This is a genomic window from uncultured Bradyrhizobium sp. (assembly GCF_964252615.1).
Classification (GTDB): Bacteria; Pseudomonadota; Alphaproteobacteria; order Rhizobiales; family Xanthobacteraceae; genus Bradyrhizobium.
In genome coordinates this window covers 40,784-51,829 of sequence record NZ_CAXUNQ010000034.1, presented here as the reverse complement: position 1 = coordinate 51,829, position 11,046 = coordinate 40,784, and the positions used below count along the sequence as shown (strand labels likewise).

Sequence of the window (11,046 nt, the reverse complement as noted above, 5' to 3'; positions counted from 1 at the left end):
CGCCGCGCCAGCGCCGCGTCCTTTTCGACATGCTTGCGGTATTCGTCGAGCGTGGTGGCGCCGATGCAGTGCAGTTCGCCGCGCGCCAGCGCCGGCTTCAGCAGGTTGGAGGCGTCCATGGCGCCGTCGGCCTTGCCGGCCCCGATCAGCGTATGCATTTCGTCGATGAACAGGATGATGCCGCCTTCGGCCGAGGTTACTTCCTGCAGCACGGCTTTCAGCCGCTCCTCGAACTCGCCGCGATATTTCGCACCGGCAATCAGCGCGCCCAGATCGAGCGACAGCAGCTTCTTGTCCTTCAGGCTTTCCGGTACGTCGCCGTTGAGGATGCGAAGCGCCAAGCCCTCGACAATGGCGGTTTTACCGACGCCGGGCTCGCCGATCAGCACCGGGTTGTTCTTGGTGCGGCGCGACAATACCTGGATCGTTCTGCGAATTTCCTCGTCGCGGCCGATCACCGGGTCGAGCTTGCCGTCGCGCGCGGCCTGTGTGAGGTCGCGGGCATATTTCTTCAGCGCGTCATAGGCATTTTCGGCCGTGGCGCTGTCGGCGGTGCGTCCCTTGCGCAGGCTTTCGATCGCCGCGTTCAGGGTCTGCGGCGTGACGCCGCCCTTGCGCAGGATCGACCCGGCGTCGCTGTCCTTGTCGAGCGTCAGGCCCAGCAGCAGCCGCTCGACGGTGACGAAGCTGTCGCCGGCCTTCTCGGCGGCTTTTTCCGCCGCGTCGAACGCCCGCGCCAGTTCCGGCGCCAGGTAGACCTGTCCGGCGCCGCTTCCGGAAACTTTGGGCAGCTTGTTGAGTGCATCCTCGGTGGCTTTGAGGATGGCCCGCGAATTGCCGCCGGCGCGATCGATCAGACCGCCGGCGAGCCCCTCGCCGTCATCGAGCAGCACTTTCAGCATATGCAGCGGCGAAAACTGCTGGTGCCCGTCGCGCACCGCGAGCGACTGCGCCGACTGGATAAATCCCCGCGCGCGTTCGGTGTATTTTTCAATATTCATGGTGGGTTTCCCTCAGCCTGCCGATCCGCCCCTTCAGGCACGGACATGGCATCTTCACTGGGTTTCCGCCTGCCGCATTGACGTTCCTCAATCAGCCGGCGGTCGTCGCCGGTGTGTTCCGGCTTGGGGCAAATGTGGGAACAGGACGTCTCAAAGTGAAGAGGCGGCATCGCAAATTCATGCAGTGGCGCCCTGCCCGGAAATCTTTTAGACAGCCGGATGGCCGAAAACTTCCGCGCTGAAATCGCCAGTCTTTACCGTTATCCGGTCAAGGGCCTGTCCCCCGAGCAGCTTCCGCGCGTCACGCTGGGCGTCGGCCAGACGCTGCCCGCCGACCGCCGCTATGCCATCGAAAACGGCCCCAGCGGCTTCGATCCGGCGCAGCCGAAGTGGATGCCGAAAACCCACTTCCTGATGCTGATGCGGGACGAATGGCTAGCCGGGCTGCACACCCGTTTCGACGATGCGAGTAACGTCCTGACGGTTTGCCGCAATGGTTCGATCTCGGCCCAGGGCGATCTTGAAACAGCGCCAGGCCGTGCCGCCATCGAGCGGTTTCTTGCCTCGCATTTTGCCGACCTGGTCAACGGACCGCCTAAGATCCTTTCTGGGATTGACCACAGTTTTTCCGACGATTCCAAAAAGGTGGTTTCGATCATCAATCTCGACAGCCTCGAAGCCATCGAAGACATCGTCGGCCAGCCGGTGCATCCGCTGCGCTTCAGGGCCAATCTCTATGTCAGGGGCTGGCCGGCCTGGCATGAGTTCGACCTGATCGGCCGGCCCCTTACGATCGGCGGCGCGCGCCTGAAGGTCGTGAAGGGGATCAAGCGCTGCGCCGCTATCAACGTCGATCCCGACACCGCCGCGCGCGACCTCAACATCCTGAAGGCGCTGATGCGCCGGTTGGGGCATATTGATTGCGGGATATATGCAGAGGTGATTGCCGGCGGCGACATTGCCGAGGGGGATGAGGTCAGCAACGAGTGAGTATCCGCGCCTGTCCCGGACGTGGTGCGGGCATGCTTCATGCCGCTCCGCACAGCCGGAGTCCGTTACGGCCCCGGCTCCGCAGCGCACCACGTCGCGTGGTGCGGCGCCGCGCTGCGTCCGGGGCACCGGCCTGTCTCATCCCGTCGGCATGACGTAGGCGTAGATGCGCCTGCGTGAATAAACCGACTCGGCGACGCGGTGACCGTGATTACCGGATACGACGATCGGATTGCCTGACGCGTCGATACCGCTGACCACGCCGACATGCCCGCCGCCGCGCCGGCCCATCACTGCGATGGCGCCGACCTGTGGGCCGGACACGCGATGGCCGTAGCTTGCGAAGGAACGCGCCATGTCCGAACCGGTGCCGTGAAGGCCGGAGCGTTGCAGCACCATGTTCATGAAGCGTGCGCACCACAGCCGGCCGCGGCCGGTGGGATTGCCGCCGATATAGCGACGCGCTTCGGCGACGACAGCCGACGACGAGCTGCGAGCCGCGGCAGGCGATACCCTGGCACCGCTTGTCATATGCGCGCGCGACCGGGTGGTACCGGCGTCTTCAGCCGCGGCCCGCGCGACGTGGCGGCGATGATGATGCCTGTGGCGATGATGCAAGTGGCGATGCAAGTAATGATGGACGTGATGCGCGCGGGCGTGCCGACCTGCGCCGTGATGATGAGACCTTGCGGAAGCCGGCGTTGCCGAGGCGACGAAGACCAACGAAGCTGCCGCCAGCACGATGAACCCAAGCAACCGGCGGAACGCAGTAAACTGAACCATACTCAATCCTCTTTTACACCCTATTCCCGGTCGAGCCCGTGAAGGCCCAGCGTCCCGGGGGTAAGACGAATTGCGTGTGGCGAGAGCAAGACGCGATGCGGCGGCGCGGGATTGATTTCAGGGTCATATCGGGATCATTTCATGACCGGGAAGATTGCGCCTGCCTCATTGCGGCGGCGAACATCAACTGCGATTTTTCATGGCTGCCATGCGAAAGGAACCGACATGCCCTATGCCGACACCAAGGACGATGTGCGCCTGTATTTCGAAGAAGTCGGAAGCGGCACGCCGATCCTGTTCGTGCACGAATTCGCCGCCGACTACGCGAGTTGGGAGCCGCAGATGCGTTACTTCTCGCGCAGCCATCGTTGCATCACCTATTCGGCGCGCGGCTACATCCCCTCGCACATCCCGGATTCGGCGGATGCCTACAGCTACCAGCACTTCCGCGACGACGCGGTCGCGGTGCTCGATCACCTGAAAATTCCGGCCGCCCATCTGGTCGGCTTGTCGATGGGCGCCTATTCGGCGTTGCAGGCCGGCATCCAGATGCCGAAGCGTGCGCTGTCGCTGACGCTGGCCGGTGTCGGTTCAGGGTTCGAGAAAGAGCGCCTGCAGGGCTTTCGCGATCAATGCATGGCGCATGCCGAGGAATTCGAAAAGGGCGATCCCGACGTCGTCGCCAAGGTTTCCGGCATGGCACCCGGGCGAATTCCGTTTCTGATAAAGGACCCGCGCGGTTTCAAGGAATTTTACGATGCGCTCGCAAAGCATGATGTGCAGGGTTCGGCCCACACCCAGCGTGGCTTTCAGCGCGGGCGGCCGCCGCTTTACGAGTTCGAGGATGACATCAGCCGCCTAACCTTGCCGACGCTGATCATCGTCGGCGACGAGGACGATTCCTGCGTCGAGGCCAGCCTCTATCTCAAGAAGCGCATCGCAACCTCGGGATTGGCGATGTTCCCGAAAACCGGCCATGTGCTCAATCTGGAAGAGCCGGCGCTGTTCAACGAAACGCTGGAACGGTTTCTGGTGCAGGCGGAAGCCGGCCGCTGGGGAGCGCGCGATCCGCGGTCGGTGCGGCCATGATTCCCGGCATGGCCGGGCTGTCCCGGCCATCCACCTCTTCCTTTCGCCGAAGCAAGAAAGACGTGGATGCCCGGCCCAAGGCCGGGCCTGACGGGTTACCGGCCCTTGCCCGCGCGGCTCAGCAGGAACACGCCCTGCTCGCCGAACATGTTCCAGAACCACCAGGGCGCGTTGAGCCGCAGCGGCCGGCCGTACAGATCGAGCGCGACCGCACGCTCCATCTTGACGTTGATCTCGTCGCAGAGCTGCACGAAATCCTTGATGGTGCAGAAATGGATGTTCGGCGTGTCGTACCAGGTCGCGGGCAGATTTTCCGTGCGCGGCATATGGCCGCCGACCAGCAGTTGCAGCCGCATCTTCCAGAAGCCGAAATTCGGGAACGACACGATGGCGCGCCGTCCTATCCGCAACAGGTTTTCCAGCACCACGCGCGGCTGCCGCGTGGCCTGCAAGGTCTGCGACAGGATGACGTAGTCGAAAGCATCGTCGGGATAGTTGACGAGGTCGGTGTCGGCGTCGCCCTGCACCACCGCGAGGCCTTTTGAGACGCAGCGGTTGACGCCCTCGCGCGACAGCTCGATGCCGCGGCCGTCGATGCCGCGGGTTTCCAAGAGTTGCAGCAGGTCGCCCTCGCCGCAGCCGACATCGAGCACCTTGGAGCCGCGCTCGACCATTTGCGCGACCAGCAGGTGATCGCCGCGGTAATTTTCGCTGCCGCGCGCAGCAAGTTCCGGCAGCGGCAAGACCTGTTGCTGCGCCGTCATGCTATGCCCTCAGGCCGCGCGCCTTGCCGGCCGATTCCAGAAAGGCCCTGGAAATTTCGAAAAACTCCGGCACGTCGAGCAGGAAGGCGTCGTGGCCGCGATCGGTCTCGATCTCGGCAAAGGACACCCGCGCGCTGGAGGCATTGAGCGCGTGCACGATGGCGCGTGCTTCCGACGTCGGAAACAGCCAGTCCGACGTGAAGGAGACCACGCAGAACCGGGTCTGGATGCCGCGAAACGCTTCCGCCAGCACCCCCTTATGATCGGCGGCGATGTCGAAATAATCCATTGCCCGCGTCAGATAGAGATAGCTGTTGGCGTCGAACCGCTCGACGAACGACGAGCCCTGGTAGCGCAGGTAGCTCTCGACCTGAAAATCCGCGTCGAAGGAAAACGTCGGCAGTTCGCGGTTCTGCATCCGGCGTCCGAACTTGCGATGCAGGGCGGCATCCGACAGATAGGTGATATGGGCGGCCATCCGCGCGACGCCGAGGCCGCGATGCGGATCGGTGCCCTCCTTGAAATAGCGGCCGCCGCGCCAGTCCGGATCGGCCATCACCGCCTGCCGCCCCAGCTCGTGGAACGCGATGTTCTGCGCCGAGTGCCGCGTGCTGCAGGCCACCGCCAGCGCCGAGAATACCCGCGCAGGATACGCCGCGGTCCACTGCAGCGCCTGCATGCCGCCCATGGAGCCGCCGACCACGCAAAACAGCGTTTCAATGCCGAGACGATCGAGCAGCATCGCCTGCGCGCGCACCATGTCGGGAATTGTGATGAGGGGAAAATCCAGACCCCACAATTTGCCGGTGGCGGGATTGGTCGTTGCCGGCCCGGTCGAGCCCATGCAGCCGCCGATCACGTTCGAGCAGATGATGAAATACCTGTCGGTGTCGAGCGGCCGGCCGGGACCGACCATGGTCTCCCACCAGCCGGGCTTGCCGGTCACCGGATGCACATTGGCAACGTGCTGGTCGCCGGTCAGCGCATGGAAGATCAGGATGGCGTTGGACCTGTCGGGGTTGAGTTCGCCATAGGTCTGGTAGGCGATCTGGAATGGCGTCAGATCAATGCCGCAATCCAGCCGCAACGGCTGGTCCGCGCCGAACAGCGCCAGTTGCGAAGACGGATGATCCGCTTCGTGCGCGCGCTCCTCGGTGTGGACAGCCAGGCTTGGTATCGACTTCACATTTGCCATTTTGGGTCCGACCTCCTTGGAGGTTTCACAACAGCACGGGAAATCAGGCCATAAAAAAACCCGGCCTGAACAATGAGTTCGGCCGGGATCAAATTGTCCCCGGCCTGTTTAGCAAGTTATTTAACGTGGCTGCAAGCCGGCCGGCTCAAATGACCACAGAACGGCCAAGCTAATCCCAAGCTAGGTTTCCGTCAAGACGGCTGGTCATTGCGCGGCGCGAAGCGACGAGGCAATCGGTTTTTCCGACCGCACAGAACCGGATTGCTTCGCGTTGCTCGCGATGACGGGGGGCGGTTGGCCCTTGCGGCGGGCTTCGAAGGATGGTTGTAGGTCACTCACCATGTCCCAACCGCCCCCGGCGCCGCCCTCGCTCGAGCTGCTGCGCAAAGAGATCGACGCCATCGACGAGCAGGTCCACGGTCTGCTGATGGCGCGCGGCGACATCATCGATCGCCTGATCCAGGTCAAGCAGACCCAGGAGATCGGCTCCGCGTTCCGTCCGGCGCGCGAGGCCGACATGATGCGGCGGCTGGCGGAGCGCCATCGCGGCATCCTGCCGCTCGATACGGTCGAGAGTATCTGGCGCGTCATCATCTCGACGTTCACTTACGTCCAGGCGCCGTTTTCGGTGCATGCGGATCTGTCACTCGGGGAATCCACGATGCGGGATTCGGCCCGCTTCCATTTCGGCTTCACCGTTCCCTTCGTCGCGCATTTCAACGCGCCGGCGGCGGTCGAAGCCGTGGCCAGATCGAAAGGCGATCTTGCGCTGGTGTCCGCGACTTCCAGCCGCGCGCCATGGTGGATCGCGCTCGAGACCGACGGCGCGCCGAAAATCATCGCCCGGCTGCCGTTCATCGAACGCGCCGATCACCCCGCCGCGTTGCCGGTGTTCGTGGTGTCGCGCGTCGCCGACAGCGCGATGGTGACCGAAGTGGAGACGTGGAGCGTGCGGGTTTCGGGGTGGAACGCGGAAGTCGCCCGCGCGCTGTCGCCGCTGGCGGAGATCGTCGCGGTGCCTGACGCCGCCTGTGACGGCGCGGCGCTGCTGGTTTCGGTGGCCGGCGCCCAGAGCGTGGAAAAGATCAGATCGGCGCTGATCGAAGCCGGCGCCTCGGTGCGCTCGACGGCTCTCGTCGGCAGCCACGCAAGGCGCTATACGGTGGTCCCCAGCGGGGCGGCGAAATAGCCTGCCCCGAATATCCGGAGTTGACGATGTCCCGACCCATGCCGAATCCCGGCATTCTCGATATTGCGCCCTACACGCCCGGCAAAAGCCCAGTGCCGGAGCCGGGCCGCAAGGTGTTCAAGCTGTCCGCCAACGAGACCCCGTTTGGCCCCTCGCCGAAGGCCATGGAAGTCTACAGGCAAGCCGCAGCGCATCTCGAGGATTATCCGGAAGGAACGTCGCGGGTGTTGCGCCAGGCGATCGGCCGCGCCTTCGGGCTCGATCCCGACCGCATCATCTGCGGCGCCGGCTCCGACGAGATTCTCAATCTTCTGGCGCACACCTATCTCGGCCGCGGCGACGAGGCGATCAGCACCGCGCATGGTTTTCTGGTCTATCCGATCGCGACCAAAGCGAACGGCGCCGCCAATGTAGTCGCGCCGGAAACCGGTTTCACCGCCGACGTCGACGCCATCCTGGCGCGGGTCACGCCACGGACAAAACTGGTTTGGCTCGCCAACCCCAATAATCCGACCGGAACGTACCTGCCGTTCGACGAAGTCAAGCGGCTGCGCGCGGGATTGCCGCCCCATGTGCTCCTGGTGCTCGATGCCGCCTATTCGGACTACGTCTCGCGCAACGACTACGAACTCGGCATCGAACTGGTGGCGACCACGGACAATACCGTGATGACCCACACCTTCTCCAAGATCCACGGCCTCGCGGCGCTGCGGATCGGCTGGATGTTCGGTCCTGCGCATATCGTCGATGCGGTCAACCGGATTCGCGGACCGTTCAACGTCTCGACGCCGGCGATGCTGGCGGCCGTCGCGGCCATCGAGGACACCGCGCATATGGAGATGTCGAGGACGCATACCGAGCACTGGCGCAACTGGCTGACCGCGGAGATCGGCAAGCTCGGCCTCAAGGTGACGCCAAGCGTTGCGAATTTCGTACTGATCCATTTTCCGCTGGAACAGGGCAAGACCGCCGCCGATGCCGACGCGTTCCTGACCAGGCGCGGACTGGTGTTGCGCGCGCTCGGCAATTACGGCCTGCCGCACGCGCTTCGGATGACCATCGGCACCGAGGAAGCCAACCGCCTGGTGGTCGACGGCTTGCGCGACTTTACAGGGCGGAAGTGAACGCCGCGCCGGTTTTTCCACGGATCGCGCTGATCGGCTTCGGGCTGATCGGCGGTTCGATCGCGCGCGCTGCGCGGGCGCAGGGGTTGGCAGGAGAAATCGTCGCCACCGCGCGCTCGGCAAAAACCCGCGCGCGGGTATCGGAACTCGGTGTCGTCGATCGTGTGGCGGATACCAATGCGCAGGCCGTGAAAGACGCCGACCTCGTCATCCTGTGCGTCCCGGTCGGCGCCTGCGGCCTGGCCGCCCAGGAAATCGCGCCGCATCTCAAGCCCGGCGCCATCGTTTCCGACGTCGGCTCGGTCAAGGGCGCGGTCGTACGCGACATGGCGCCCTGCTTGCCCGAAGGCGTGCACTTCATTCCCGCGCATCCGGTGGCGGGGACGGAGCACTCCGGCCCCGACGCCGGCTTTGCCGAGTTGTTCATCGATCGCTGGTGCATTCTGACCCCGCCGGAAGGCACCGATCCGAACGCGGTGGAGCGGCTGCGCGCATTCTGGGCCGGGCTCGGTGCCAAGGTCGAGACCATGACGCCGGACCACCACGACATGGTGCTCGCGATCACCAGCCATCTGCCGCATCTGATCGCTTATACAATCGTAGGCACGGCGGATGAGCTTGAAGGTGTCACGCAATCCGAGGTGCTGAAGTTCTCCGCCGGCGGTTTTCGCGACTTCACGCGCATCGCCGCGTCCGATCCGACCATGTGGCGCGACGTATTCCTCACCAACAAGGACGCCGTGCTGGAAATGCTCGGCACCTTCAACGAGGACCTGGCAAAACTCACCCGGGCGATTCGACGCGGCGACGGCGAGGCGCTGTTCGAGCATTTTTCGCGTACCCGCGCGATCCGCCGCGGCATCGTCGAAATCGGCCAGGACTCCGCGGCACCCGATTTCGGCCGCCCGCACGCGCAGCTGGGGAAGAAGGCCGAGTAATCTGCCCGTCGTCCCCGCAAGGACGCCAGATCTGTCTGTTCTCAAAACAGCGGCGGCACCTGTCCCACCTTGAGCGGCCCCAGAAACACCGCGCCGTCGACGAAGCGCAGCGGAAATGCCCGCGCCTTCCTGCCTTCCAGAACGGCTTCCTTGCCGAGCGAATTGATGCCGGCGGCAACGCCGATATTGGCATTCTGCTTGACCACGTTGCCGAGGCCGGGAATGGCTCGATTCAGCGCACCCAGCAGATTGTTGACGTCCTGGGTTTTCACGCCGGGAACCACGCGGTCGAGCGTCGCCTGCGGCACGCCCTGTTCAAGCATCTTCTCGATTCCCAACGCCGGGATTACCTTCTCGAACCCCGCAACCGTCATCTGCAATTCGCCGTCGAGACCGCCGCCGGGGCTGAGACCCAGGGTGCCCGCGGCGACTGCGATCAGGTCGCCCTGCGCGATCCGGGATTGCACGACCTCGACATGGCCGCCCGCAGCCTGCATTTCGCGATACCGTTCCGGCCAGGGCTTTGGCGAAAAATCCTTCAGGCCGCTGAACAGGATGCGCAGATCGGCATCGAACCGTTCGATGAGAAGCGGATGCAGGTCCTGCAAACTGCCGCCGGCGATCTGCAACACGGTTTCGATCACCGGATGATCCTGCGCCGAGCCATCGGCCAGGCGGGCGTGCAGCTCGACATGCCCGGCGCGCGCCAGCGGCGTCGGCAGCGAAGCGTTGATACGATCGATGACCAGATCATCGAACACGATGGCGGCGCGCTGCGGCACGGCCGGCAGGCCGACGATGCTGCTGCGGGCCTTGCTCCAGTTCACCGTCATGAAAGGCTGCCGATCCATGCCGGAAATCGTCGCCGGCGCGGTGAACTCCGCGATCAGCAGTTTGGGATCATAGGCTTGCGCCACCACCAGGATTTCGGAGAGCCGGGCCGTGATCGGGGCTTGCGGCGCAGCCGCGGTCTGCGCCATCAGCGCGACGCTGGCGCCGCTGCAGGAAACTTCGAAACGGAAGGGGAAGCCAGCCACCGAACGCTTGTCGCAGTCGTAGACCCGGCCCGATTTCGCCTCGCGGGCACGCCAGGCATCCGCCGTCTCATCGACCTTCGACGCCGCATGGAACCAGAACGCGCACCATGCGATGGCCGCGGCGAGCAACAGGACAGGCATGAGGAAAAGCCGCCAAAGCCGCTGCGGGCGTGGCGCGAGGGTCATATCGGACATGCGGCGACCTTGATCCGAGGAATTTGTCAATTGCACGATGCAGGCGCGCCATCAAGTTAACGCATTTTCATCGGAGGCGGAATTCTGCTAGCCGTGCGCGCCATGCCAGCCAAAATCCTGTCCGAGGCGAAATCTCCCAAAGGCGACCTCTGGGTGTTCGGCTACGGCTCGCTGATGTGGCGGCCGGGCTTCGAATTCATCGAGCAGGTCCCGGCACGGCTGATCGGCGAGCACCGCGCGCTCTGCGTCTACTCGTTTGTGCACCGGGGAACGCCGGAAAAGCCCGGCCTCGTGCTCGGCCTCGACCGCGGCGGCGCCTGCCGGGGAATCGCATTCCGGGTTGCGGAGAAGCATCGTATCGCGACCGTCGCATATTTGCGCGCGCGCGAGCAGGTCACCAGCGTCTATCGCGAGGTGATGCGCTCGGTATGGCTCGAAAACCACGCGCGCCAGCGCGTCAGCGCGCTGGCCTATGTGGTCGACCGCGGGCACGTGCAATATGCGGGGCGGCTGTCCTTGGCCGAGCAGATCCGCCACGTGCGGCAGGGCCATGGCCAGTCCGGACCGAACCGGGACTACGTGCTGGCCACGGTCCGCGCGCTTGACGCGCAAGGCTGCCAGGACCGGCAATTGCACCAGCTTGCCGGAATGTTGCACGACGACACCCCGCTGCACCGGTAGCCCCGCGCAAACCCGCGCCTTTGAAAAAGCCCTCGCGCTGCGTCGCGCGGTCTGCGACAT

11 protein-coding genes and 1 riboswitch are annotated in these 11,046 nt (G+C 64.5%); of the genes, 6 read left to right on the top strand and 5 right to left on the bottom strand.

The window, feature by feature from the left end:
• The coding region (locus tag ACFE72_RS16610; protein WP_375414211.1) for a Clp protease N-terminal domain-containing protein at positions 1-1,001 on the bottom strand (1,001 nt) is incomplete at its 3' end.
• 219 nt (positions 1,002-1,220) lie between these two features.
• Between ACFE72_RS16610 and ACFE72_RS16605 the strand changes: the two genes are divergently transcribed.
• Positions 1,221-1,991 carry an MOSC domain-containing protein gene (locus ACFE72_RS16605; RefSeq protein WP_375414210.1) on the top strand — a complete coding sequence of 257 codons (771 nt, stop codon included), beginning with the start codon at positions 1,221-1,223 and terminating at the stop codon, positions 1,989-1,991.
• 138 nt (positions 1,992-2,129) lie between these two features.
• Here the strand turns inward: ACFE72_RS16605 and ACFE72_RS16600 are convergent, their stop codons facing one another.
• Positions 2,130-2,774: a TIGR02594 family protein gene (locus ACFE72_RS16600; RefSeq protein ID WP_375414209.1), complete on the bottom strand. Its 645-nt coding sequence runs from the start codon at positions 2,772-2,774 to the stop codon at positions 2,130-2,132.
• 225 nt (positions 2,775-2,999) lie between these two features.
• On the opposite strand from ACFE72_RS16600, the gene ACFE72_RS16595 reads away from it, so the two are divergent.
• Positions 3,000-3,863, top strand: coding sequence for an alpha/beta fold hydrolase (locus ACFE72_RS16595; protein ID WP_375414208.1), 864 nt, complete (start codon positions 3,000-3,002; stop codon positions 3,861-3,863).
• A gap of 95 nt (positions 3,864-3,958) precedes the next feature.
• Here ACFE72_RS16595 and metW read toward each other — a convergent pair whose 3' ends face one another.
• Positions 3,959-4,627 (bottom strand): methionine biosynthesis protein MetW, encoded by a 669-nt coding sequence (metW, locus tag ACFE72_RS16590; RefSeq protein ID WP_375414207.1) that lies wholly within the window; start codon positions 4,625-4,627, stop codon positions 3,959-3,961.
• Position 4,628: 1 nt separating this feature from the next.
• Entirely contained in the window at positions 4,629-5,822 is a 1,194-nt protein-coding gene (locus ACFE72_RS16585) for a homoserine O-acetyltransferase (RefSeq protein WP_375414206.1), read from the bottom strand.
• Positions 5,823-5,909: 87 nt separating this feature from the next.
• A riboswitch (SAM riboswitch) is annotated at positions 5,910-5,989 on the bottom strand.
• Positions 5,990-6,162: 173 nt separating this feature from the next.
• On the opposite strand from ACFE72_RS16585, the gene ACFE72_RS16580 reads away from it, so the two are divergent.
• Genes ACFE72_RS16580 through ACFE72_RS16570 form a run of 3 tightly spaced genes read left to right on the top strand, consistent with a single transcriptional unit; the run spans position 6,163 to position 9,073 of the window.
• Positions 6,163-7,011 (top strand): chorismate mutase, encoded by an 849-nt coding sequence (locus tag ACFE72_RS16580; RefSeq protein ID WP_375414205.1) that lies wholly within the window; start codon positions 6,163-6,165, stop codon positions 7,009-7,011.
• Positions 7,012-7,037: 26 nt separating this feature from the next.
• The gene (locus ACFE72_RS16575) at positions 7,038-8,135 is read left to right on the top strand and encodes a pyridoxal phosphate-dependent aminotransferase (protein WP_375414204.1); all 1,098 of its coding nucleotides are present in this window, start codon (positions 7,038-7,040) and stop codon (positions 8,133-8,135) included.
• Positions 8,132-9,073, top strand: coding sequence for a prephenate/arogenate dehydrogenase family protein (locus ACFE72_RS16570; protein WP_375414203.1), 942 nt, complete (start codon positions 8,132-8,134; stop codon positions 9,071-9,073). Before ACFE72_RS16575 ends, ACFE72_RS16570 begins: the two co-directional genes overlap by 4 nt.
• Positions 9,074-9,114: 41 nt before the next feature.
• Here ACFE72_RS16570 and ACFE72_RS16565 read toward each other — a convergent pair whose 3' ends face one another.
• The gene (locus tag ACFE72_RS16565) at positions 9,115-10,305 is read right to left on the bottom strand and encodes a DUF2125 domain-containing protein (protein ID WP_375414202.1); all 1,191 of its coding nucleotides are present in this window, start codon (positions 10,303-10,305) and stop codon (positions 9,115-9,117) included.
• A gap of 102 nt (positions 10,306-10,407) precedes the next feature.
• Here ACFE72_RS16565 and ACFE72_RS16560 point away from each other — a divergent pair, with 102 nt between their 5' ends.
• Positions 10,408-10,986 (top strand): gamma-glutamylcyclotransferase, encoded by a 579-nt coding sequence (locus ACFE72_RS16560; RefSeq protein WP_375414201.1) that lies wholly within the window; start codon positions 10,408-10,410, stop codon positions 10,984-10,986.
• The last annotated feature ends 60 nt before the right edge of the window (positions 10,987-11,046 follow it).

Coding starts and splice junctions, on each gene's coding strand:
- ACFE72_RS16605 (WP_375414210.1), top strand. CDS start 1,221: ATGGCCGAAAACTTCCGCGCTGAAATCGCCAGTCTTTACCGTTATCCG.
- ACFE72_RS16600 (WP_375414209.1), bottom strand. CDS start 2,774: ATGGTTCAGTTTACTGCGTTCCGCCGGTTGCTTGGGTTCATCGTGCTG.
- ACFE72_RS16595 (WP_375414208.1), top strand. CDS start 3,000: ATGCCCTATGCCGACACCAAGGACGATGTGCGCCTGTATTTCGAAGAA.
- metW (WP_375414207.1), bottom strand. CDS start 4,627: ATGACGGCGCAGCAACAGGTCTTGCCGCTGCCGGAACTTGCTGCGCGC.
- ACFE72_RS16585 (WP_375414206.1), bottom strand. CDS start 5,822: ATGGCAAATGTGAAGTCGATACCAAGCCTGGCTGTCCACACCGAGGAG.
- ACFE72_RS16580 (WP_375414205.1), top strand. CDS start 6,163: ATGTCCCAACCGCCCCCGGCGCCGCCCTCGCTCGAGCTGCTGCGCAAA.
- ACFE72_RS16575 (WP_375414204.1), top strand. CDS start 7,038: ATGTCCCGACCCATGCCGAATCCCGGCATTCTCGATATTGCGCCCTAC.
- ACFE72_RS16565 (WP_375414202.1), bottom strand. CDS start 10,305: ATGTCCGATATGACCCTCGCGCCACGCCCGCAGCGGCTTTGGCGGCTT.
- ACFE72_RS16560 (WP_375414201.1), top strand. CDS start 10,408: ATGCCAGCCAAAATCCTGTCCGAGGCGAAATCTCCCAAAGGCGACCTC.